This window comes from uncultured Tateyamaria sp. (assembly GCF_947487805.1).
Classification (GTDB): domain Bacteria; phylum Pseudomonadota; class Alphaproteobacteria; order Rhodobacterales; family Rhodobacteraceae; genus Tateyamaria.
The window spans coordinates 109,814-132,318 of record NZ_CANKXW010000006.1; the positions used below are offsets into that span (position 1 = coordinate 109,814).

Below are 22,505 nucleotides of genomic sequence, written 5' to 3' on the forward strand. Positions count from 1 at the left end.
TGGCCGAATGCGCGACGGACCGAAGGGCCGTTCTCCACTGCGACACGCGAAGCCGAGCAGGGGAGGCCGCAAGGCTAAAGCGAAGAAGAGCTTCGCAACAATTTCCTTCCAGCAAGCCAAATAAACAAGCTAGTATCTCGCAAGGCGCCTATTGATTTCCCTAATGGGAAGTCTGCATCTCGGGTGATCACGAACCGCCTCGAGGCCCGACTTGAGGAGGACGGTCGAACAAACCTCGTGACGTTCCATTTCATCGAAGACCCACAGGACGCCGTGCATCGCGATTTCTTGGCGCTCCGCCTCAACCCTGAGTGCTCCGTCTCCGGTAAGGAGAACCCAACCCCTCTCAGCCGCGAGGCAAAATGCAAAGACATCTGGCGTCGATAGCATAGCTTTCGCCCGCTTAAGCTCAGTCGCGCGTGCAGTTTCTTCCGGCGTGAGCTCTTCCACTCTTAGTCCCAGATCGATCAGATCAGGGCCCATCCAGTCGAGAAGTTCCGCTTCATAAAGAATATCTGGAACAACAAAATCATAGGGGAGGTCAAAGAGCCTCGCTGTCAGCGAGGCTCTCTCGATGTCGATCAGGACGGAGGTATCAGAAACAAGAACTTGCACACAGCGACTATGCCATGTGGTCCAAACGTTCTTCCAGTTCTTTTACTCGTATTTCGAGAAGCTCAGCCGCACGAGACAACCCAATCAACCCCTCGGAGAGGGCACGAAAACACAACCTTTGAAAGCGGTCCGGTTCTTCTCGTTCCCAAGGAATGGAATTCGGCTCCTCGAACGGCTCATCCCGCCAACCTCGTTGCTTATAGACCTTGAAAAGGCGCGCAAATGTTGCCTGGTTGATGATCTCCAAATCCTTGCATCGATACGTCAGCGCTTGAATGCTGACGCCAAACCGATCCTTCAGACTAATGAGCTCACCAATGCTTATGTCCGTTCTGCGGGCACCAATCTCCTGCCGTAGCACTTCTGCCGGAACGAGGAACGCACCAGCAAATCGATTTGCGGCGCGTTCTGAATCGCACCCTTCGGCGACCTTAAGAACCATGTGGCCCAGTTCGTGAGCTAAACTGAAGCGCTTCCGTTCAGACCAGGTCTTCTTCTTGATCATGATCACCCGCGCGGAGTGATGCTCTTTTCGACGGACTTTGGCCGCAAGGCCATCAATCCGATCAACGTCCAAAGACAGCACCTTAATCCCGTGCTCCTCGAGGAGTTCGGCAAGCATTGGGATCGGATCGTGACCCAGTTGCCAAGAAGCACGCATGTTACGAGCTGCGTCCTCGGCATCACGAACATCAGTCACCCAGTAGGGCGCTTCATGTGGGGCATCCCATTCCTGGCTCGAAAGATTCAGCAAGCTTTCGATGGCGAGGTACTTTTCAACCATATTGAGCGTCTTGGCTTCGATCGTCGCGATCTCCTTGGCTGACGAGCTGGCTGACTTGCGAAACTCCACGCCCTCCAACTCGAGCTCATCATCGCTCAGCAGGAAATCCACAGAGACCTCGAGTGCTCGGGCAAGACCTAGCAGCGCGCCCGATCCGGGCATGTCTTCATTGCGCTCGTACTTGCCTATGGCTTGAGCGGACACCTTGTTCTCCATGGCATCCGAAAGTGCACGGAGCGAGAGGCCAGATGCCGCCCGGGCTCCTTTGAGTCTCTTGCCAATCATAACGTCCTCCCAGTGGGTGGTTTACATTTCACCCATATGATTGATATTTTGTAAACTACAACGCTTGAAAGCGCGGCTTTTTGTCCCTAAGTTGTAACAGGAAGCCAAAGGAAAGGCAAATTTGTAAACCGCCAAGTCGCTCCACGTGGCGCTAAACAGGCAAAGAGAGAAGGAAGTGGCCATGAACGTACCTTTTGCGGGCGACCTGCCTAGAGGAATTCAGAAGATCACGGCACTGCCGGACCCCGGGCTGGCAGAACTCTGGGACTCAATCATCGTCGAAGCCGAGATGAAGGAGCGCCTGCTCTCTCAGGCGGTGCTGAATTTCACAATGCGACCAAAGATGAGCCGAGCCGTGTTGCCGCTCCATGGCGTCCTCCTGTTGGTTGGCGCACCCGGGACGGGCAAAACGTCGCTCGCGCGAGGGTTGGCCAACCGAACAGCAGCGGCTTTCAAGGGGGGAAACTTCCAACTGGTCGAGGTTGAAGCGCATGGCTTGACAAGTTCCGCCATGGGGAAAACGCAGCGGGCGGTTACTGACCTCTTCGCGCAAACACTTTCAGAACTCGCCAATGCAGGCCCGACGATTGTGCTGCTAGATGAAGTGGAAACCCTTGCGGTCGACCGGTCCAGGCTCAGCCTCGATGCCAACCCTGTCGACATTCATCGAGCCACGGACGCCGTTCTGGTACAGCTCGACCTGCTGGCAGAATCTCACAAGAACCTGCTGTTTGTGGCAACCAGTAACTACCCGGAAGCGGTGGATGATGCCTTCGTTTCCCGATGCGATCTGGTGCTTGAAGTGCCCCTTCCCGGAAAGGAAGCCTGCAAGACGATTTTGCGGGAGTGCCTGTTGGGACTAAGCAGCACGTATCCTGAAATAGAAGAGCTGACCAGGGACCGTGGCTTCGACACCTGTGCCGTCGAATTCGTCGGCCTCGACGGAAGGACCATCCGAAAGACCGTTGCAAACGCGCTCGCCTCTAACACTCAGGTGGCATTGAACCCCGGCTCGGTAACACTGCCCCAGTTAGCTGCAGCCGCGAAGTCAGCTCAAACCAACAAAAAAGCAAATCGGGGGAAGTGATGACAACTGTAACCCGCAGAACATTCCGAAGCTCTCCGCATCGCGACGCCTTAGCTACATGGGCCGCCATCAGCGACTTGCTCTCCCGGACAAATACCGGTGCGCAACAAGAACTCGGCAGTGTCGCCGGCATTGCAAGTAGCATAATCGCGGACAAAGCCTGCGAAAACTCACCAATCCTTGTCAGCTGTGAGGGACCGCAGACGCGCATCTACTGTCTTTACGATGACGATGCGATCGATGGGTCGGACGCGAACGAAGACGTGCTCGGGTTTGACCCGCTAAAAGGTGATTGGTCAATTTCGCTGCCATGTGAACCCGATGATCTCGGTTGGGTCCAATCTGCGCTGCAACAGAAGAGCAACCGCATCACAGCACACGAAAAAACCGAAGCCAAGAAGCAAGATACCGCGGACAATTCGCAAGGTGCTACGCTCGAAATTGATCTCGAGGGGTTGTTGGAACCATGACAACGGTCATCACATATTCTCGCACCCAGTCTGTCACCTATGTGGCCGATAACATCCTAAAGAGCCTCAAAGACATTATTCGTCTGAGTGGCATGGACCCGACGAATTTCGTGAACGACACGGAAATCAACATGCGCGGAATCAAGGCATGGTTGGAGAGCGAAGACCTCGAGAAGATTACGCTCGAGATATACGATCCGGCAACCAACGAACTGATCCTGCGTTGGGACATCGACGTGAACTACAGTTGGTCTTCTGGAGATGGAAACTTCTGGACTGACACCGATCAACTCCGTTGGGCAATTCGCAAAGCGGGAGTGGCACCAGCAAGCGCCAAATATGACCTCCTTCTACGTACAAAGCCTGGAAGACCTGATGTCCCGGGTTGGTACCGGACTACCGCCCGTTCTACAGACGGCATGGTTCGCCAAAGCCTTGGCTCCACCATCGAACACAATGGTTTGGGAGCGACGGCATCGTATTGGAGGCAGGCATCATGATTTCACTCCCGGACGCATTCAAGAAGTTCAAAAGTCGATTGGAGTTGAACGAGAGTGAGCGGCAGAACGCATCCAAGCGGCAGAAGGAAGTTCGCGAGCACCTGGATAAAGCCTTTCAGATCGACCGTAGCTTTTTGACAGGAAGCTATGCGCGCTGGACCAAGTCCAAACCACTCAAGGATGTCGATATCTTCTTCGTTCTTGGAAAAGACGAGGACCACTATAGAGCCAAACACCCTGACAAGATATTGACCGCGTTCTACGACACGCTGGTTGACGTTTATGGAAGCAGCGCCGTCAAAAAACAGGGACGCTCAGTGGGTGTGAATTTTGGTGTCGTCGTCGATTCAGACGACAACACAGATTACCGGGTTGTTAGCGTGGATACCGTGCCCGCATTCGCAAAGGGAGACAACTACGAGATCCCCAACAACACAACCGGGAAATGGATGGGAACAAATCCCGAAATCCATGCACAGAAGGCTGTTGCGGCCCACCAAGCCTATGGCAATGAGTGGAAAGGCCTAGTGCGCATGGTGAAGTACTGGAACCAAAACAGCCGCCATGGAGAAAAACCTATCAAGCCATCCTTTCTGATCGAGGTCATGGCGATGGAGTGTCTACATGGTGTGTGGGGCGGCTCACACGATCGCGAAATCCAAGCATTCTTCGCTACGTTGCGCGACCGAATTCACGAGGATTGGCCAGATCCGGCCGGGCTCGGATCTCCTGTTAGTGACCGAATGGACGCGGCGATGGTAAAACGCGCCCAGACAATTCTGGATCAAGCAAACCGCGAAATCGCTACAGCAATCCATTTGGCGCGCCAGGGAAAGAACGGAGACGCTCTGAAAGCGTGGCGCGCTTTCTTCGGACCAAAATTTCCGCTGTCTTAGAAGGAACAAATCATTGGCTGAATGGTCGCTTTCACAACTTCTTTCGTCATTGCACGAGGATATTCAGCACCGGTTGTCAACTGCGAGGAAGTCTTTCAAGCATCCAGGGACAAAAGGCGATGCGAGCGAAGCCATTTGGATCGATATGCTCGCCCAGTATCTTCCTGAGAGATACCAGGTTGCAAGTGCGCACGTGGTCGATAGTACGGGGAATTTCAGCGACCAGATTGACGCTGTCGTTTTTGATCGTCAATACTCGCCTTTCATTTTCACTTACGAAAATCAACTCATTGTCCCGGCCGAGAGCGTTTATGCTGTCTTCGAGGCGAAGCAGACGGCAGACGCCAATCTTGTCAAATACGCACAAGAAAAGGTTGCATCAGTCCGAAGTCTGCATCGGACCAGTCTACCAATTCCACACGCTGGCGGGGTCTACCCGCCAAAACAGCTTATTCCCATTGTTGGTGGCCTTCTGACTTTCGAGAGCGAGTGGAAGCCTCCCTTGGGCAGAACTTTCGAGAAGGTCCTAAACGAAGGCAAGGGTGATAGAAGGTTAGACATCGGGTGTGTAGCCTCCCACGGGCATTTCCTGTTCGCCGAGGATGGGCGGTATAACCTTGTTGAGGGGTCGAAACCGGCAACGGCTTTCTTATTTGCACTGATCTCACGCCTCCAGTTCAGCGGCACTGTGCCAATGATCGATATCGATGCCTACGGAGATTGGCTGACCAAATAATCGCAGCGAGGTTCCGCCGGCGTGTCCTGCGCCACAGTGAAGCCAACCGTTCCTGGGTAGCAGCTTTTGGATGTCCAAACGCGGTCATCCCGCTGCCGACGAATGCTACCGCGTCCGCAAAGCACACCTCCCGTAGATTGCCACCACGTTCATACGTGCCGTGGCAAACGAATTAGACGATATCTGCTCGGCGGGTGAACCAATCCACGAAACATCCGAACCAATAACAGGTTTGACTTAGTCTTAAACTGTGTTCCCCGGCCGCAGGGGCATGATTTCACGCTCTGGGGTCGAGTCCGGCTGAGTGCAGAATAGGGCGCTAAGGGTTTTTAGCCCGGATTGCCAGCATAATGACCCTTCGCCGCGCCGTACACGAAGTGGTAAGACCGGACTCTGCTGCAGCTCGCAGCAGGCTGCCGAAGATCCGCTTTTCCCGGGTGACTGTGACTTACTGGAATCGTTTCCGTAGCATGTTGCTGAGTGCGTCAACGATTGTCACGGTGGCCAAGATGACGATCAGAACGGCCGACACCTGGGGATAGTCCAGCAGGCGCAGCGATCCGACGAGTTCGGTTCCGATCCCGCCTGCACCAACCATTCCCATGACGGTCGAGGCGCGGAAATTGTATTCCCACCGATACATTGTGACGTCAGCGAATTGCGGGAAGACCTGGGGCATTACACCATGGGAGATAACTTGAAGAGACGTGGCGCCAGAGGCTTCGGCGGCTTCGATGGGCGCGGGATGCGCGTGTTCGATGGCTTCGGCGAAGAACTTGCCGACCATGCCAATCGAATGCAGGCCCAGGGCCAGCACGCCCGGCAGCATTCCAAAGCCAACGGCGGCAACGAAGATGATGCCCATGATGAGTTCGGGGATGGAGCGTAGCGTGTTCAGCACGAGGCGCGCAGCCTGATAGGCCCATTTGTTCGGTGTCGTGTTCCGTGCCGCAAGAAAGCCGAGCGGGACCGACAGGACGACGGCCAGTGCGGTGCCGGCCACCGACATGGCGAGCGTTTCGATCATTGGCTCGACCCATTGACGCCAGCGGGTGAAATCGGGCGGCACCATTTCGGCGAAGAGCGTGCCGATAGCGGGCAGACCGTCGGCCAGCCGCCCGCCATCGAGCATTCCGGTCAGCCAGAGACAGAGGACAATGATCGCCACGATGCCTCCGATCTGGAGAAGGAGACGCCGCCGCCCTTTGCGATCCGCCGCAAGAATGGTGTCGGCGGTTTGGGGCGTATTGGTCTGGGCAAGGGTCATCGCGGCGTCTCCTCTTTTGGGATCAGTCGGTTTGCAGATTGCTGCGGATATCGCGGATGATGTCGTAATCGGCATCCGTGATCGCGGCGAAACCGTCCGCCTTGAATGGGCCAAGAACCGCATCGCCGACCTCGGTGCCGGGTTCAAGATCAAGAAAGGCGTTGCGGATGCTGTCCTGCAGCTCCTGCGTCATGTCGGTGCGCATGACCCATGGGTACTGCGGAATATCGGCGGAATATCCCAGGATCACCAGATTGTCGGGGTTCACCGTGCCGCGCTCGACGAGGCGTTCAAAGATTGGACGGCTCAGGCCACCGACCTGGGCGTTGCCAAGTTCGACGTTGCGGGCCACGGCGTCATGGGCGCCGGTGAAGTTTTCGTTATAATCCTCGCCAGTCGCGACGTCTTCAAGCAGCATCGTGTATTTCGGGGCGAAGTGGCTTGATGTCGATGCCTGATCGCCAAAGGCGACGTCCACGCCGGACCCTTCGATATCTGCGATGGAACTGATGCCCGCCTCCGCGTTAGCGATGAGGACTGCCTGATAGGTCGTGCTGCCACCGCTGATACGGGCCGCGAAGGGCTCGATATCTAGGTCGCTGCCGTCCATGCGATCCTTTGCGATCGTATAGGAAGCGGGGCCGAAATAGGCGACGTCGATGCGGCCAAACCGCATGGCTTCAATCATCGATGAATAGTCGGTTGTGACGATCAGATCGATGTCTCTGCCGAGCGTCTCTTCGAGATGCGCGGCAAGAGGTTCGTTGTCCTGGATCACGGTCGCCGCGTTTTCGTCGGGCAGAAGTGCCACGCGCAACGTATCAGGATCATGGTCACCGGCGGCGAAGGCGGCGCCAGCCAGCAGAGTCGCGGCGATGGCGTAGGTGGTCGATTTCATCTTTGGGTCTCCTATGATGATGAACTCAAGTCGCATCCTGCCCGGTCGATCCATAGATCTGGGTCAGGACAGTTTCGGAAAGCTGTGTGGGCGGGCCGTCGAAGACGATCTGCCCACCGGCGAGGCCGATGATCCGGTCCGCAAAAGCCTTGGCGTAATCGAGCTGGTGCAGACTGACGATCACCGGAATGCGGTCTTCCTTGCAGATCGAGCGCAGGACGTTCAGCACGCGCTCGGATGAGGCCGGATCGAGCGACGCTACAGGCTCGTCGGCGAGGATCATCTTCGGCTCTTGAGCCAGCGCACGCGCGATGCCGACGCGCTGCTGCTGGCCACCCGAGAGGCTGTCGCAGCGCGTCAGCGCTTTTTCGAAAAGGCCCACGCGTGTCAGGCACTCAAGGGCCAGCCGTCGTTCCTCTTCCGAGAAACCAACAAGGGTGCGCCAGAAGGAATGCCGCCCAAGCCGGGACAAGAGGACATTGTGCATTGCCCCCATCCGGCCGATAAGCTGGTGTTGCTGGAAGATCATCGCCGTATCGCGGCGATGCGCCCGGATGGATTGAGTCGCATCCAGCGTTCCGATCTCCCGTGACAGGACCGCCCCGGATGTGGGCCGCACGAGCAGATTCAAGGTGCGCAGCAAAGTGGATTTGCCCGCGCCTGAAGGACCCAGCAACACCGTCAATTCGCCGTCTTCGAAATCAACGGTCGTCGGCTGCAATGCGACCGTGCCGTTCGGATAGATCACTTCGACCTGGTCCAGGCACAGGATTGGTGCCGCATCCGTCTTCGTATCGCTCCGATCAAAAGCCATCTGCTGCTGTCCCATATCGACCGATTCCCCTTCGTCACCCATTCTGCTACGCGATCAAAGCAACAGAATTATTACATATTGCGATTACCCTCTTGCCTTGATAGCAATGCGAAAAAAGGGAGGGATGACCTCAATGCGCGAAAAAATCATTGTGCCGAACTGGATCGAGGACGAGACACTGGCCACCCTACGGATGGTCGGCGAGGTCATTTCGAATGACAGCACAGAGCCGTTATCGTTCGAACGGCTGAAAGAGGTTTGTGCGGACGCAACTGCACTGATGGCCTTCATGACGGAAGCGGTGGACCGCGCATTTCTCGAAGCCTGCCCGCATCTGAAGATCGTGGCGGGGGCACTGAAAGGCTTTGACAACATTGATGTCACTGCCTGCACGGATCATGGCGTGTTGGTCACGATCGTGCCCGATCTGCTGACCGAACCGACGGCGGAACTCACGCTTGGGCTGATGATCGCTCTGACCCGGAACATGCGGGACGGCGATACGCACATGCGGACGGGCACCTACGCTGGATGGCGCGCGCGCTTTTACGGGGGCACGTTGCAGGGCGCTGTGGTCGGCGTCATCGGCGCGGGGGCTGTCGGGCGCGAAACACTGCGACTGCTATCCGGCTTTCGGGGAACGCGGCTTTATCACGATGTGACGCCACTGGATCCGACAACCGAGAAAGCGCTGAGCGCGCGCAAGGCTGCGCTGGACGAAATCGTGGCCACATCGGATTTCGTTGTTCTGGCGGTTCCTTTGACCGAGGCGACGCTTGGGATGGTCGATGCCGCATTTATCTCCCGCATGAAACCAGGGGCCTGCCTGATAAATCCTGCGCGCGGCAGCCTGGTCAATGAAGCCGACGTCGCATCCGCGCTCGAAACCGGCCATCTGGGTGGATACGCTGCCGACACCTATGAGATGGAAGACTGGGCCAGGCCCGACCGTCCACAGCACGTCCACCCCGCCCTGTTGGCTTCGGAGAAAACCGTTCTGACACCGCATATCGGATCGGCTGTGGTTGAGGTGCGGCGCGCCATCGCAGCCTCGGCGGCGGACAGCATTATCACAACACTCAAAGGCGACCTACCCGAGACAGCGCTGAACCCCCAAGTCCTGAAAGGATAAGTGTGATGCTGAACCTGAGCCTTGTGCGGAGCTTTGTCGGTCTTGTCGAAGCGGGTAGTTTCCATGGCGCTGCGACCCGCTTGAAGATCGCACAACCGACAATTTCCCAGCATTTGCAAAAGCTTGAAGAGGATTTAGGCGTTCCACTGATCGAGCGTAGTCATGCTGGCAGCCGTCCGACACGGCATGGCGAACGCTTCCTGCCTCATGCGCGCCATCTGTTGAAATCTGCTGCACGCGCCGAGACCATCGCGCGCGACGACAGTCTGATCGTTGGGTGCAGTGGCAATATCGCCAGCTACTATATGGCCAAGGCGTTCAAAGGGTTTCTGGACGCGGAGGACTGGCGAGGCCGGTGGGAAATCACCTCGGCACCCAATCCCCGCATCGCCGAGATGCTACTGAGCCGGGAGATCGACATTGCGGCAATGGAATGGCCCCTTTCACACCCGGATGTCGCGGCAGAGCGGTGGCGCAGCGCGGAGATGATCGTGATCCTGCCCACCGACCATCCTTGGGCGGGCCGCCGCGAGATCACCGTCGAGGAGTTCCTCACACTTGAAATGATCGGCGGGGAAAGTGGATCCGGCACCGGCACGCTCCTGCGCGATGTGTTGGGCGACAGGGCCGGCGAACTGCGCACGCGCGCGAATGTCGGATCGACCGAAGCCGTCAAACAGGCTGTCATGTCCGGCTTGGGTGCTTCTATCATTCTCGCCGAAGCTGTAACCCATGAAATTGATACCGGCGCACTGATCGGTATTTCCATCAAAGGAATGGCGATGAAGAAGACATTCTTCACAGCCCGCCTGAAGACGATCAGAGACGACGAAATCGCAACAAAGCTGTCCCGCTTTCTAACTGGCTAGGACCGATCCGCAAACTGGCGCACGACTACATTTGATCTATGTAATGCAAAGCAATCACTCGGTGGCGGTTGGTCAGCACGGATCTTGATCCTGCCCGTTTCACTGAAGCAACCATCCATGCAGATCTCAGCATTGGTCAAAGTGGGCTTGGAGTCAGATTTCGCTGGCTGCTGATGAATGACCGGTGTTGTCGCTGCACGAGGTTTCATGGGTTTTCCATCATCCGCCTCCACCGATATTCACCTGTGAGGATAATATGTGCCCATCCGAGGGGCGAGATATGTGAGAGAAGATATGCGGGTGTATCGAGCCCAGCATTTTGTCGCGCGGCGACCGCAAAACCGAGTTGCTTGGTGTTCCAATAGATGATGATGGCGGTGAGCAGGTTCAGCCCTGCGATGCGGAAATGCTGGCCCTCAGTTGTACGGTCGCGGATTTCGCCTTGGCGACCGATCCGCAGTGCGTTCTTCAGGGCATGATGTGCTTCTCCTTTGTTGAGGCCAATCTGTGCGCGGCGCTGCATATCGGTATCAAGTAGCCAATCAATGATAAACAGCGTCCGCTCGATACGTCCGATTTCACGAAGGGCAATGGCCAGATCATGTTGCCGTGGCCGTGCTGCCAGTTTCTTCAGAAGCTGGCTCGGTTGCATTCTCCCGGAGAGCATCGTCGCGATGCAGCGCAACACGTCCGGCCAGTTGGCGATAATCGTGTTTTCGCGGATGCGGTCACCGGCCAGGCCTTTTAGTTCGTTCGGGACCCCATGACGATCAAAGACATGCAGCCGCTTTGAAGGTAAGTCCTTGATGCGCGGGATGAACCGGTAGCCGAGCAACGAGGTGGCCGCAAAGACGAGGTCTGTGAAGCCGCCCGTATCTGCGTATTGTTCTTTGATCCGTTTGCCGCTCGGGTTCATTAGCAGACCGTCCAGAATGTACGGTGCCTCGTTCACTGTAGCTGGGATCACCTGTGTGGCGAAGGGGCCATATTGATCTGATACATGGGTATAGGCTTTCAGGCCGGGCTCATGGCCGTACTTCGCATTGATCAGATTCATCGCCTCGCCCTGGCGTGTGGTGGGAAAGAACTGACCGTCACTGGAAGCGGTTTCACCAGCACCCCAGTATTTTGCCATTGGCAACCACGCCTGCGCCTCGATCACCATAGCCAGTGCCCGATTGATGGCCTCACTTTCCACGTGCCAGTTTGAGAGCCGGGCCAATTGCTTAAAGTTATGGGTACTGCTCGCCCCGGCCATTTTGCTGAGTCCAAGATTCAGACCCTCTGCGAGAACAACATTCAGCATGCCAAGCCTGTCTTTGCACGGTGCCCCGGTACGCAGATGGGTGAAGGCGTCAATGAACCCTGTGTCATTGGCCACCTCCGTGAGCATATCTGTGATCCGCACTTCTGGCAGGCGACGATAGAGGTCCAGGATCAGGCTATCGGCTTCAGCGGGAACGTCAGCTTCAAGGCGTTCGACGCGCAATCGCCCATCCTCGATGATCCCGCCTGGGAGGGCGCCGTTCCTGACTGCCTTGGCAAGCCTGTGCAGCCCGTCGTCCAGCCGTTGTTTTCGATCTGCAAGCCAGACTTCCGGCTTCAATGGCATCGACAATCCCATAGTCTGCGCGGCCTCGACCGGAACCAGAGCCTGTTTCAGGTCGCTGTAGCGGCGAGAATGAGCAAGCCAGACATCACCGGATCTGAAGGCCTCACGCAGATGGAACAGCACCGCGACAACCCAGAGACGGTCCCGGTTCGTTTCGGGGTCGCTGAGATGCCCTCGCCATTTTGATCGGGGCTGAAGAAATGGCGCAGAGCGGCTTGGAATATCTTGCCTGTCGCGGATCACATCGGCCGCCGCAAGCAAAGGCTGAGCCACACTGGCCCCTGTGATGTCCAATGTTGCCAGCATTCGGGGGGCATAGAGCTTGAACCGATGATACCCCTGCTCGACATAAGCCAGTGCACCCGCCTTGACGGTCTTACTGAGTGACCTTGCTGTTGCAACGAGGTTTTCCAGAGCATCCCAGCCACAAGATGCATCCACGGCACCGGCGATAGCCACCTCATCTCCCTTGGCGATCAACAATGTCGTGCCCAGAGTCTCAAACCCGGCCAGGGTCGCCGCGATCTCCGATTGCGCCGCGGTAACACGGGCATCGCAAATCCTCTTTGCCTCCCGCCAGATTGAGCCAACGATCCGGTCATGTGTTTCGACAACGGTATCTGCGATGGCAGCCGACCACTCAACGACGCAGGTGGCAAGGATGGCCAGTCGTCGATCACTGGTGATGTCCCGCAATCCATCCGTAAAGTAACGTTCCCCCTGGCGGCGAAGGCGTGTGACCCGATGTGCGGGAATGTCGTCCAGGATTGTTGGCGACAACGCGATCCCCTGCAGGAATTCCAGCCGGTCGAGCTGGCGGTTGATATCGGCAGAGTTCTTGCCCACCTCGAATTGTCGCAACCAGATGAAGCGGCTGATCCGGCTATCAGCGTCTTCATTGAGCAAACCGTTAAGTTTGGCTTTCATTTCGAGGTCGAGACGTGCCGCAATGCGAGCCTCGATCCGTTGTTCGGCCGCAACCAATGCGTCAGCACAGTGTCGTTCTATGACCGACAGGCCGGGCAGGACAACCTGTCGCCTGCGGCATTCCTCCACAAACCCGCGAACCAAACCCTCACTCGATTGAGCCGCCTCGGCGTGCTGGTCCAACCACCTCTGCATTTTCTTGGCATGTTTGCCAGCAAACATCTTGTAACCGTACATCTTACGCAGTGAGCCGAGATGTTCTCGTCGTGTCTTCTCACGGGCGGCATATTGCAACAGGTCATCTGGTTTCAGTCCAATTTGAGCGGCTATGAACCGGGACACAGGTTCCGGTATAACTTCGCCAGCCTTCAGCAAACGGCCCGGAAACCGAAAGGCACAAAGCTGAAGCGCAAAGCCGATTTGGTTTTCTGGTCGCCGCCGTGTGCGGATATGTTCAATGTCCTCATCATCCAGGGTGTAATGCCGCAGCAACGCCATCTCCTCTGTAGGGAGATCAAAAAGTGCCGCGCGTTGTCGCGCGGTCAGAACCGCTCGATGTGCCATCGGATTGTTCTTTCGTTAGGAGATGTGGTCTTTGAAAGTAGACATATTGAGACATCACGCTTGCCATGTCTTTTTCAATGTCTCAATATGGTTGTCGCATGAACCCTTAATATATTCGAGACCCCATGGCCAAAGTCGGATATGCCCGCGTCAGTTCAGTCGGACAATCTCTAAACGTGCAGCGTGAAAAACTGAGCGACTGTGACAAACTGTTCGAAGAAAAGCGCAGCGGCACCACCGATGCCCGCCCTCAGCTCAAGCAATGTCTGAATTATGTCCGTGAAGGCGACCAGCTGATTGTAACGCGCATCGACCGACTGGCCCGATCCACTTTGCACCTATGTCAGGTCGCGGAGACGCTGCGCGAAAAGGGCGTCGATCTTGTCGTCCTCGACCAGAACATCGACACATCCGATGCAACTGGTCGTCTGTTGTTCAACATGCTGGGTGCTATCGGCCAATTCGAGACTGAGATCCGGGCCGAACGGCAAATGGACGGAATCAAGAAGGCGAAAGATCGCGGCGTTCAGTTCGGCAAACGGCCTGCGCTCACCAATGATCAGATCGCAGAGCTCCGCGAAAAACGCGCTCAAGGTAAGCTGATCAAAGACCTCATGGCTGAATACAGCCTCTCTAAGGCCACCATCTATCGCTATCTCACCGAAAACGCGGCCTGAGCTCGACTACAGAAGCCCAATCCAGGCTTAACGCCCTATTCTGCACTCAGCCGGACTCGACCCCAACATGAAAAGGAGTAACCCCATGAAAACGGGTGTAATTATTGGCGCTGTCGTCGCCGTCGCCGCCATCGCATTTGGTACATACATGATCGACATCGACCAGACCGAAGAGGCGCGCCTGCCCGATGTCGACGTCTCTGTCGAAGGTGGCAATCTCCCCGAATTCGAGGCCGATGTGGGTGATATCGAAGTGGGCAGCGAAGAGGTCACCATGACCGTCCCCACAATCGACGTCCAGAGCCCCGAAGAAGATGCGGCTGACGAAAGCTAACCTCGTCAACTCGTCAACCGCTACCCAAGGCGCTTCCCTCTCCGGGAGGCGCCTTTTTTCATGCCTCTACGCATGGCGCCCACCGGTTTCTTAGCCACAAGCCTCTGAAATCCGGAACCTTTTTACCATTCATGCGTTGTTAATGAGAAGGCGGCGCGCATGTGGTGCCCGCCAGATCACAAATCCGGAGGATTTTCCCATGCTTGGTTGGGCCATCACATTTCTTGTCATCGCTTTGATTGCTGCCGTTCTTGGTTTCGGTGGCGTGGCCGGTGCCGCGACAGGTATCGCGCAGATCCTGTTCGTCGTGTTCCTGGTTCTGTTCGTCGGTTCGCTGATCATGCGCGCCATGCGCAGCTGACCGCGCGACACAGACGCGATTCAAACCGCACCCCGACCGTCACCCGACATGGGTTGGCACTTATGGTCGGGGTGTTTTTGCGTCTGGTGTCCCGGTCCGTCACAGCAGCCAGAGGATCACGCCGGTTGCCACGGCTCCCAGCGTCAGAATGCTCGCCAGAATCGTCATGCGGCGATGGGACTGTGCCTCGACGTCATGGTCATCCATGCGCTTTTCCGTCGCCCGACAGGTCGACACGGCCGCCCAGAAGATCAGGACCGCGGCCAGTATAAACAACTCGGACACAGTCTTTGCCACGATGGGATAGTCTGTGTCCTTGAACACCGCCTTGAGGCCAAGCGCGAGCGCGACACAGGCCATTCCCGTCCGCATCCACCCCGCAAAGGTGCGCTCATTCGCCAGCAATGTCCGATCCTCCGCCCATCGTGTGCGCGTATCGGCCAATTCGGTCCGATCAGGGTTCGACGAGTCAGACATTCGGGCATCTCCGGATCAGGGGTAGGTGCAACGCAAAGAGGCCGGGACAGCGAAACGCATCCCGGCCTGTTTCAGTATTTATCGGGGCAGATCACCGCACAGGGCGTACTTCGTCACTGTTGACGGTTGCAGCCAGTTCGCTGCGGACCGCCGACATTCCGGAATGCACGGCGGCCTTGCCACGCGCTTCCAGAGCCGAGATCTCGTCGCGCAGGGTGCGTTCCGCCTCACGCATCAGCTGGTCGCGCTTGGCACCCATCAGCTCGGCTTCGCGGCGTGTGCCGGGCAGCAATGCACCCAGCAAGGCGCCGGCGCCGGCAACCGCGATCATCGTCATCCACGGCCGTTCGGCGTGGGTCTTGCGCGCGGTCTCGGTCAGACGGGACGCATGCCGCTCCAGCCCTTCCTGCGCGGTCACAGCCTTCAGGCGGGCGGCACGCACGCGGGCGCGGGCGTCCGGCCCCAGCTTGTCCAACCCGGCATCCAGCTTGACGCGCAACGCTTGTGCGCGACCGGGGCCGACATCCACGCTGTCCGCTGCGATCCGTGCCTTCTGCTTCAGGCGCGCATCGGCCTTTTCCACGCGTTGCTCGAATTCGGAGGACAACGGTGCCGCCGCCGAGGCGCGCGGCGCGGGCGCAGGTTTCGCTTTTGGCGCAAAGAGCAACGCAAGACCCGTCCCGATCAGGGCGAGGCTCGCAGGATGCGCACGTGCACCCTTCAGTCCCTGCCCTACCACGGTGCGCGCCACATCCGACAACTGCCCGGTCGCGGCACGGCCCACCTCGTCGGGGAACCGCGTGCTCAACAGCGCGCTGAGCGCATGGGTCAGCCCGTCGCGGTGGGCGTTGGCATTGGCAATTTCGCTGTTCATATCACGAGACATGGGTGTTCTCCGTTACAATACGTAGTGTTTTGGCGGCATGGGCCGCCGTTTGCGTGGGCGCGATCGCCTTGGGCGACAGGCGCGTTACGCCAATCCAAAGGCACAGGCCCGCGATGACGCCAAGCACGCCTGCCGTCGCCAGCGCGGCCAGCCATCCGGCCAGACCCAGCGCCGACAGACCCAGAAAGACCGCACCGGTCAGCGCGAACATGGCGCAAAGCGCACCGCCCAGGCCCACAGCGGCCAAAATGATGCCCGTGCGCGCCGCGCGCAGGTTCTTGGCCAGCTCGATCCGGGCGAGACGCCATTCGCTGGTCACCAGCCCGCGCAGGTGCGCAGCAGCGGTGCCCAGATGTGTCAGGGGTGTCGCGTTGTTCTGCATCACAGACGCTCCTCATGTCCGATCCACGGATCACCGGCCAGCGTTTCGCGATCTGGCGCAGGGCCCGCCTTGAGGAACCGAGCGGCGGCAAAACCGACCAGCGCTGCACCGCCAAGAGCCAGCACCGGATGACGTTTCGCCAGATCGCTCACGTCGCGCGCGACAGAATTCAGGTCCGCGCCGCGCAAATGTTCGGCAACCTGGCCCAACACGTCCACGGCCTGACCCAGAACCGGGTCCACCGGGCTGTCGCCGGGCAGTTCGTCGCGCGCGGCTGCGGTCGCATCGGCCACGTTCTCAACCCGCTCTGCCACGGTGTCGGTGGCGTCGGATACGGCGTGAGATGCGCTTTGCTTGATGTCGGCGGCGACCTGCGCCCCGGCATCGGTCATCTTGTCTTTGATATCATTTGCATCAGTCGTCTGGGTCATTTCGCAAATCTCCTGCAACATGGGTGAACGGCCAGTGGCCGGTTGAAAGATCAACGACACAGCGGCCGTTTTGTTCCACGCCCCTGTCACCGACGCACCGTTCAGGGTGTCGGAACATTTCCGCCCCACCCCGCGTTGTCACTCCGAAGTCACTGAACGCGAAAGGAGCACGCACATGTCTGCGCCTGATACGAATATCGAAAAACAAACACGCCGCCACAGCCCCGCCCTGCTGGGCATCGGCACCGTCGTGGTGGCCATTCTGGCCTTTATCCTGCTGGCCCCTCTGGCCCCGGATGATGACGCCACACCGCCGCCAGTGGCCGCCACCGAAACAAACTGAGGACACATAATGGATATCTCTCTGCTTGCCGTTCTTTTTCTCGTCACTGCGGGTGCTGTCATCGTCTTTGCGCTGGTCAGCAAATCCAAGGTCGAGGACCGGATTGAAGACCCCGACGCGCCGAAATCGACGCTCGCCAAGGACGCGCCCGACCACTAGGCCGGACGCAAAAACAAGAAAGACGCCGCCGCACCCCTCGTGCCGCGGCGTTTTTTTATGACCGCACTTCGGGTTGGATCTGGGCCCAGACCAGCAGCGTGAAAATCACCGTGCCGCCGATCACATTGCCCGCGAGAACGGGCAGAAAGAACCCGAATACCGCCTGCAACAGACCCAGTTCTCCCTGCACCATCAGATAGGCCATCTCGACCGACCCGGCGACGATATGCGTGAAATCCCCAAGCGCGATCAGCCAGGTAAAGAGAAAGATCAACACCACCTCGTTGCCCTTGGCCGTGGGCAGCATCCACACCAGCGCCGCGATCAGGACACCTGCAGGGATGCCGCGCATCATCCCGTCAAAGGCCGCCATGCCCGTCGCGTGTTGGCTCAGCTCCATCATCGCCGCCGCGACTTCACCCGACAGGACCGGCGCATAGGCCAGAAACGCCGCAACGCCAAAGGCCCCGATCACATTCGCGCCCAGCACCAGCGCCCACAGCTCGACCATGCGCCACGCCCCGGCACCCGATCCCGAAATCAGCACCGGCGCGACGGTGGTGATCGTGTTTTCCGTAAACAACTGCATCCGGCCCAGGATCACGAGCATGAAACCGAACGTATATCCCATGTTCTCGACGACATACCGCCACTCCGCATCGGGCAGCCAGGACCGCAACAGCGCCTCGCCCAGCACGGAAAAGGAAATGAGGATGCCCGCGGCAATGCCAGAGAACAGCAGTGCCCGGTTGGGCCGCAACAACTCTTCTTCACCATTGCGCCGCACCGCTTCGAAAATCAGCTTGGGCGACAGCATCCCCGCCTCTTCGACGGCACGATCGTCACCGTCATGTTCGATCAGGTCGTCGTTTTCGAGGTCATCGACGGGCAGGGACATGGGCAGCCTCCGGTTAGCGTGCGTCGGACGTCAACGCGCAGGCGGTGCCATTGGTTCCAACGCGGCCACTCTGAAAAAAACATGGGCGCCGATGGAACCGATCCTGACGGGCCGCGTTGATCCCCCGTCAACACACTACGGAGGCAACATGTCCTTCCAAACCGGAGATACCGTCAAGTGGAGCTGGGGCGATGGCACGGCGACCGGCACGGTGAAACAGATTTACACGGACGACGTGACCAAGACCATCAAGGGCACGGACGTCAAACGCAACGCAAGTGACGACGATCCCGCCTACCTGATCGAACAGGATGATGGCGACCGCGTCCTCAAGAGCGGCTCGGAGATCGAAGCCGCATAAACGATCGAAAGGATTGTAAAAATGGGTATCGAAGTGGCCGGCATCGGCGGTTTCATTCTTCTTATTCTGACCATCTGGGCGCTGGTGTCGATCATCAGCTCAGGCGCGTCGACGGGCAAAAAGGTTCTGTGGTGCCTGTTCGTCCTGATTCTGCCCCTGATCGGCTTCATCGTATGGCTGATCGCAGGTCCGCGCGGGCGCGTCGCCACTGCGTAACGAGTCCCCTCCCGGGTGTCGTCTGCCAATGCCACCCGGATCCCCAAGCCCGCCGCCTGTCCCGCGGCGGGCTTTTTTTATGCGCTCCTACGGCAGCGCCACACCCTCGATGATTACCTGTCGCAGCGCATCCGCCGCGGGCGTCGGCGTCTGCCCCATCCGCGTCAGCAGGCCAATGGGCCGCGCCACCTCCGGCGACGTCACGGCACAACAGCGCACCCGCGACGGCGGCACCCCGTGCAGTGCCGTACGCGGCAGCGGCGCGATACCCACCCCTTGCGCCACCAGGTCCAGCGCCGTGGCCGTGCGCCCCACCTCGTAGGTCCACGCAACCGGCGTGCCCGTGCGCGCCAGCGCCTCGTCGATCAGCAGGCGGTTGCCCGTTCCCCGCGCCGGCAGGATCAGCGCGGCACCGCTCAGATCCGCCCATGACAGCTGATCCCGCGCTGCCAACGGGTGATCCGGCGGCAAGGCCAGCACCATCGTGTCGTCAAACAGAAACGCAAACTCCGTCGTGGGTTCCAGCATCGGAATCGCGCCGATCCCGAAATCCGCATCCCCCTGTGCCACGGCCTCGGCCACGTCATTCGCCGCCAGATCCAGCACCCGCACCCGCGTCCGGTGCCCGGCTTCAGCAAACCGGCGCAGGCTGGGTGCCACCAGCCCCGCCACCAGCGTCGGCAGACAGGCCAGCGTCACCGTCTGCGCCCGCTGATGGGCAAAGGCGGCGCTGTCGTCGCGCATGGCCAGCATCGTCTCGCGCGCATCCGCGAGGATCGCCTCGGCCCGCAGCGCCAATCGCTTGGCCGCAAGCGTCGGACGCACCTCGCGGGTGGTCCGGTCAAACAGCACCGTGCCAAGTGCGTCTTCCAGCTTTTGCACCCGCCGCGTCACCGACGACTGCGACAGGTGCAGCCGCTCTGACGCCAGATGAAACGACCCCGTGTCCCGGACGGCCAGAAACGCTTCGAGGTCGAGGAAATCGTAATTGATCCGCATGGCGCATCAATCATGGATCAAGATGCATTAGTCAAATCAAACCCGACCCGCTATCCCATGGACAAAGAGGGGACAGGCATGCAAACGGATCCGGACATCGTGATCATCGGCGGCGGCAACGCAGCCCTTTGCGCGGCCATCACCGCCGCCGAGGCCGGCGCGCGCGTCCGCATTCTCGAGGCCGCCCCCAAGGCCTACCGTGGCGGCAACTCGCGCCACACCCGCAACTTTCGCTGCATGCACACCGGGCCGCTCGGCCCACTCGTCGACAGCTATGGCGAGGACGAATATTTCGCTGACCTAATAAAGGTCACAGACGGCAAGACCGACGCTCATCTCGCCCGCATGGTGATCCGCGAGTCAGAGGCCTGCCTGCCCTGGATGGAGGCGCATGGCGTCCGGTTTCAACCGTCGCTGTCGGGCACCCTGTCGCTGGCGCGCACCAACGCCTTCTTTCGCGGCGGCGGCAAAAGCCTCGTGAACGCCTATTACCGCACCGCAGAGGCGCTGGGGGTCGAGGTGCTCTATGAGGCGCCCGTTGCCCATCTGGAACTGGACGGCGACCGGATCGTGCGCGTGGATTATGACCACGGCGGCGCCCGCCACCATGTATCGCCCGCCTCTGTCATCGTGGCGTCAGGCGGGTTTCAGGCCGACACCGACTGGCTGGCCCGCGCATGGGGACCCGCGGCCAAGAATTTCCTGATCCGCGGCACCCCGTTCAACCGCGGCGTCGTGCTGGCGGATCTGCTGGATCAGGGCGTCGAACAGGTGGGCGACCCCACCCAGTGCCACGCCGTCGCCATCGACGGGCGCGCGCCGAAATACGACGGCGGCATCGTCACGCGGCTCGACTGCGTGCCCTTCTCCATCGTCGTGAACAAGGACGCCGACCGCTTCTATGATGAGGGAGAGGACGTCTGGCCCAAACGCTATGCGATCTGGGGCCGCCTCGTCGCAGCGCAACCCGATCAGGTCGGCTATGTCATCATCGACGCCAAATCGCTGAACCTGTTCATGCCGTCGGTCTTTCCCCCGATCAAGGGCGACACGATCGAGGATCTGGCCCGCAAGATGGACCTGCCCCCCGACCGGCTGCGCAACACGGTCGACACGTTCAACGCGGCCTGCGGCGACACCTCCGGCTTTCACCCCACCGAACTGGACGGCGTGGCCACATCGGGCCTCGTCCCGGCCAAGACGAACTGGGCCCGCCCCATCACAGAACCGCCCTTTTACGGCTACAGCCTGCGCACCGGCGTCACCTTTACTTATCTCGGCCTCAAGGTGGACAGCCGCGCGCAATGCGCGATCGGCAACCGCCCCATCGGCAACCTGTGGGCCGCAGGCGAAACCATGGCCGGGTCGATCCTGGGCCAGGGCTACCTTGCTGGGTTCGGCATGACCATCGGCACCGTTTTTGGCCGCATCGCAGGCAGAGAGGCCGCAGCCCATGCAAACTGACCTTTTGACCGAAGCGCGCCGCCAGGCCGAAATCTGCAATGCCTGCCGCTATTGCGAAGGTTATTGCTCCGTCTTCCCTGCCCTGCACCGCGAACGGGCGTTTTCCGACGGTGACCTGACACAGCTGGCCAATCTCTGCCACAACTGCCGGGGCTGCTATTACGCGTGCCAGTACACGGCCCCCCACGAATTCGACCTGAACCTGCCCAAGGCGCTGGCCGAACTGCGACAAGACAGCTGGAAGGACCACGCATGGCCGCGCGGCTTTGCCCACCTGTTCGACCGCAGCGGCGGGGCGATTGCCATTGGCCTCGTGCTGGGCTTTGCCCTGCTCTTTGCCGCGGCCCAGCTACTGCAACCGGCCTCGGGCGACGGGTTCTACGCCTATATGTCCCACACGCTGATGGTCGCGATTTTTGCCCCCGCCTTTGTGCTGCCCCTGCTGGCGCTGGCGGTGTCGCTGCGCCGTTACTGGCGCACCGTGGACGGACCGCGCGTGGCGCTGGCCGATATCGGGGCCGCCATGCGCTCCGCCGGACAGATGAAAAACCTCGCGGGCGGGCACGGCGACGGCTGCAATTTCGAGGACGAAGACCGCTTTACCCACGCCCGCCGCCACGCCCACCAAGCGGTGCTCTTCGGCTTCCTGCTCTGCTTTGCCTCCACCAGCAGCGGCACGGTGCTGCACTATCTCTTTGCGCTGGAGGCCCCCTATGCCTGGTACAGTCTGCCCAAACTGCTGGGCGTGCCGGGTGGCGTGTTGCTCTGTATAGGATCCGCGTGGCTGGCATGGCTCAAGACCAAGGCCGACCCGAACCTCGGCGCCGCAGACGCCTGGGGCGGCGAGATGGCCTTCGTCCTGCTGCTCTTTGCGGTGGGGTTCACCGGTCTGGCGCTTTATGCGCTGACGGGCACGGGGGCTGTCGGCTGGATGCTGCCCCTGCATCTGGGCGCCGTGCTGACGCTGTTCCTGCTCACGCCCTATTCAAAGATGGCGCACGGGTTCTACCGCATGACCGCCCTGACCAAAGAGGCCGCGACGCAGGCGCGCGGCTAGGCCC

28 protein-coding genes are annotated in these 22,505 nt (G+C 59.4%); 16 read left to right on the top strand and 12 right to left on the bottom strand.

From position 1 onward, the window contains the following. Positions 1-129: 129 nt before the first annotated feature. On the bottom strand, positions 130-615 hold the full coding sequence (locus Q0949_RS15115; RefSeq protein ID WP_074839959.1) for a hypothetical protein: 486 nt from the start codon (positions 613-615) through the stop codon (positions 130-132). Positions 616-622: 7 nt separating this feature from the next. Then, complete coding sequence (locus Q0949_RS15120) at positions 623-1,684, bottom strand: XRE family transcriptional regulator (RefSeq protein ID WP_056037051.1); 1,062 nt, start codon at positions 1,682-1,684, stop codon at positions 623-625. A 181-nt stretch (positions 1,685-1,865) separates the two neighbouring features. Here Q0949_RS15120 and Q0949_RS15125 point away from each other — a divergent pair, with 181 nt between their 5' ends. Genes Q0949_RS15125 through Q0949_RS15145 form a run of 5 tightly spaced genes read left to right on the top strand, consistent with a single transcriptional unit; the run spans position 1,866 to position 5,373 of the window. Continuing rightward, positions 1,866-2,771: an AAA family ATPase gene (locus Q0949_RS15125; RefSeq protein ID WP_299374011.1), complete on the top strand. Its 906-nt coding sequence runs from the start codon at positions 1,866-1,868 to the stop codon at positions 2,769-2,771. Beyond that, positions 2,771-3,241: a hypothetical protein gene (locus tag Q0949_RS15130; RefSeq protein WP_299374014.1), complete on the top strand. Its 471-nt coding sequence runs from the start codon at positions 2,771-2,773 to the stop codon at positions 3,239-3,241. The genes Q0949_RS15125 and Q0949_RS15130 overlap by 1 nt, the downstream gene beginning before the upstream one ends. Next, positions 3,238-3,741: an HORMA domain containing protein gene (locus tag Q0949_RS15135; RefSeq protein WP_299374016.1), complete on the top strand. Its 504-nt coding sequence runs from the start codon at positions 3,238-3,240 to the stop codon at positions 3,739-3,741. Before Q0949_RS15130 ends, Q0949_RS15135 begins: the two co-directional genes overlap by 4 nt. Then, positions 3,738-4,637 carry a CBASS oligonucleotide cyclase gene (locus tag Q0949_RS15140; protein WP_299374019.1) on the top strand — a complete coding sequence of 300 codons (900 nt, stop codon included), beginning with the start codon at positions 3,738-3,740 and terminating at the stop codon, positions 4,635-4,637. The genes Q0949_RS15135 and Q0949_RS15140 overlap by 4 nt, the downstream gene beginning before the upstream one ends. Positions 4,638-4,650: 13 nt before the next feature. Further along, a complete protein-coding gene (locus Q0949_RS15145) occupies positions 4,651-5,373 on the top strand; it encodes a DUF6602 domain-containing protein (RefSeq protein ID WP_299374022.1) in 723 nt (240 codons plus the stop codon). A gap of 448 nt (positions 5,374-5,821) precedes the next feature. Here the strand turns inward: Q0949_RS15145 and phnE are convergent, their stop codons facing one another. The 3 genes from phnE to phnC are packed head-to-tail and all read right to left on the bottom strand — an operon-like array spanning position 5,822 to position 8,352. After that, complete coding sequence (phnE, locus tag Q0949_RS15150; protein ID WP_057821745.1) at positions 5,822-6,640, bottom strand: phosphonate ABC transporter, permease protein PhnE; 819 nt, start codon at positions 6,638-6,640, stop codon at positions 5,822-5,824. Positions 6,641-6,662: 22 nt separating this feature from the next. Next, positions 6,663-7,538 (bottom strand): phosphate/phosphite/phosphonate ABC transporter substrate-binding protein, encoded by an 876-nt coding sequence (gene phnD / locus Q0949_RS15155; protein ID WP_057821746.1) that lies wholly within the window; start codon positions 7,536-7,538, stop codon positions 6,663-6,665. 25 nt (positions 7,539-7,563) lie between these two features. Further along, positions 7,564-8,352: a phosphonate ABC transporter ATP-binding protein gene (gene phnC, locus Q0949_RS15160; RefSeq protein WP_057821757.1), complete on the bottom strand. Its 789-nt coding sequence runs from the start codon at positions 8,350-8,352 to the stop codon at positions 7,564-7,566. A gap of 133 nt (positions 8,353-8,485) precedes the next feature. Here phnC and Q0949_RS15165 point away from each other — a divergent pair, with 133 nt between their 5' ends. Together Q0949_RS15165 and Q0949_RS15170 are read left to right on the top strand one after the other, a co-directional pair. Then, positions 8,486-9,484 carry an NAD(P)-dependent oxidoreductase gene (locus Q0949_RS15165; RefSeq protein ID WP_057821748.1) on the top strand — a complete coding sequence of 333 codons (999 nt, stop codon included), beginning with the start codon at positions 8,486-8,488 and terminating at the stop codon, positions 9,482-9,484. Between the two features lie 5 nt (positions 9,485-9,489). Continuing rightward, a complete protein-coding gene (locus Q0949_RS15170; protein WP_074940723.1) occupies positions 9,490-10,353 on the top strand; it encodes a LysR family transcriptional regulator in 864 nt (287 codons plus the stop codon). 205 nt (positions 10,354-10,558) lie between these two features. On the opposite strand, the gene Q0949_RS15175 is transcribed toward Q0949_RS15170, so the two are convergent. Further along, positions 10,559-13,456: a Tn3 family transposase gene (locus tag Q0949_RS15175; RefSeq protein WP_239368549.1), complete on the bottom strand. Its 2,898-nt coding sequence runs from the start codon at positions 13,454-13,456 to the stop codon at positions 10,559-10,561. 125 nt (positions 13,457-13,581) lie between these two features. On the opposite strand from Q0949_RS15175, the gene Q0949_RS15180 reads away from it, so the two are divergent. The 3 genes from Q0949_RS15180 to Q0949_RS15190 all read left to right on the top strand — a co-directional run bounded on the left by Q0949_RS15180 (position 13,582) and on the right by Q0949_RS15190 (position 14,828). Further along, on the top strand, positions 13,582-14,133 hold the full coding sequence (locus Q0949_RS15180) for a recombinase family protein (protein ID WP_057821753.1): 552 nt from the start codon (positions 13,582-13,584) through the stop codon (positions 14,131-14,133). 85 nt (positions 14,134-14,218) lie between these two features. After that, on the top strand, positions 14,219-14,467 hold the full coding sequence (locus Q0949_RS15185) for a hypothetical protein (RefSeq protein ID WP_299374042.1): 249 nt from the start codon (positions 14,219-14,221) through the stop codon (positions 14,465-14,467). Between the two features lie 199 nt (positions 14,468-14,666). Next, positions 14,667-14,828: a DUF1328 domain-containing protein gene (locus Q0949_RS15190; RefSeq protein WP_299374045.1), complete on the top strand. Its 162-nt coding sequence runs from the start codon at positions 14,667-14,669 to the stop codon at positions 14,826-14,828. Between the two features lie 99 nt (positions 14,829-14,927). On the opposite strand, the gene Q0949_RS15195 is transcribed toward Q0949_RS15190, so the two are convergent. From Q0949_RS15195 to Q0949_RS15210, 4 genes are all read right to left on the bottom strand, one after another. Then, the gene (locus Q0949_RS15195; protein WP_299374048.1) at positions 14,928-15,305 is read right to left on the bottom strand and encodes a DUF202 domain-containing protein; all 378 of its coding nucleotides are present in this window, start codon (positions 15,303-15,305) and stop codon (positions 14,928-14,930) included. 91 nt (positions 15,306-15,396) lie between these two features. Further along, positions 15,397-16,191: a hypothetical protein gene (locus tag Q0949_RS15200; protein ID WP_299374051.1), complete on the bottom strand. Its 795-nt coding sequence runs from the start codon at positions 16,189-16,191 to the stop codon at positions 15,397-15,399. Further along, positions 16,181-16,573 carry a phage holin family protein gene (locus Q0949_RS15205; RefSeq protein ID WP_299374054.1) on the bottom strand — a complete coding sequence of 131 codons (393 nt, stop codon included), beginning with the start codon at positions 16,571-16,573 and terminating at the stop codon, positions 16,181-16,183. Before Q0949_RS15205 ends, Q0949_RS15200 begins: the two co-directional genes overlap by 11 nt. Further along, positions 16,573-17,004: a hypothetical protein gene (locus Q0949_RS15210; RefSeq protein WP_299374056.1), complete on the bottom strand. Its 432-nt coding sequence runs from the start codon at positions 17,002-17,004 to the stop codon at positions 16,573-16,575. The genes Q0949_RS15205 and Q0949_RS15210 overlap by 1 nt, the downstream gene beginning before the upstream one ends. 175 nt (positions 17,005-17,179) lie before the next feature. Here Q0949_RS15210 and Q0949_RS15215 point away from each other — a divergent pair, with 175 nt between their 5' ends. Continuing rightward, entirely contained in the window at positions 17,180-17,347 is a 168-nt protein-coding gene (locus Q0949_RS15215; protein ID WP_299374059.1) for a hypothetical protein, read from the top strand. A 9-nt stretch (positions 17,348-17,356) separates the two neighbouring features. Further along, the gene (locus Q0949_RS15220) at positions 17,357-17,506 is read left to right on the top strand and encodes a hypothetical protein (protein ID WP_299374062.1); all 150 of its coding nucleotides are present in this window, start codon (positions 17,357-17,359) and stop codon (positions 17,504-17,506) included. Between the two features lie 55 nt (positions 17,507-17,561). On the opposite strand, the gene Q0949_RS15225 is transcribed toward Q0949_RS15220, so the two are convergent. Further along, positions 17,562-18,404, bottom strand: a complete 843-nt coding sequence (locus Q0949_RS15225) for a formate/nitrite transporter family protein (protein ID WP_299374065.1) — start codon at positions 18,402-18,404, stop codon at positions 17,562-17,564. Positions 18,405-18,552: 148 nt separating this feature from the next. On the opposite strand from Q0949_RS15225, the gene Q0949_RS15230 reads away from it, so the two are divergent. Next, complete coding sequence (locus tag Q0949_RS15230; protein ID WP_299374068.1) at positions 18,553-18,765, top strand: DUF2945 domain-containing protein; 213 nt, start codon at positions 18,553-18,555, stop codon at positions 18,763-18,765. Positions 18,766-18,786: 21 nt separating this feature from the next. Then, positions 18,787-18,981 (top strand): PLD nuclease N-terminal domain-containing protein, encoded by a 195-nt coding sequence (locus tag Q0949_RS15235; RefSeq protein WP_299374071.1) that lies wholly within the window; start codon positions 18,787-18,789, stop codon positions 18,979-18,981. Between the two features lie 87 nt (positions 18,982-19,068). Here the strand turns inward: Q0949_RS15235 and Q0949_RS15240 are convergent, their stop codons facing one another. Further along, positions 19,069-19,980: a LysR family transcriptional regulator gene (locus Q0949_RS15240; RefSeq protein ID WP_299374074.1), complete on the bottom strand. Its 912-nt coding sequence runs from the start codon at positions 19,978-19,980 to the stop codon at positions 19,069-19,071. Positions 19,981-20,058: 78 nt separating this feature from the next. On the opposite strand from Q0949_RS15240, the gene tcuA reads away from it, so the two are divergent. Together tcuA and tcuB are read left to right on the top strand one after the other, a co-directional pair. Next, positions 20,059-21,444, top strand: coding sequence for an FAD-dependent tricarballylate dehydrogenase TcuA (gene tcuA, locus Q0949_RS15245; protein WP_299374077.1), 1,386 nt, complete (start codon positions 20,059-20,061; stop codon positions 21,442-21,444). Further along, positions 21,434-22,501: a tricarballylate utilization 4Fe-4S protein TcuB gene (gene tcuB, locus Q0949_RS15250; RefSeq protein WP_299374080.1), complete on the top strand. Its 1,068-nt coding sequence runs from the start codon at positions 21,434-21,436 to the stop codon at positions 22,499-22,501. Before tcuA ends, tcuB begins: the two co-directional genes overlap by 11 nt. Positions 22,502-22,505: the final 4 nt, after the last annotated feature.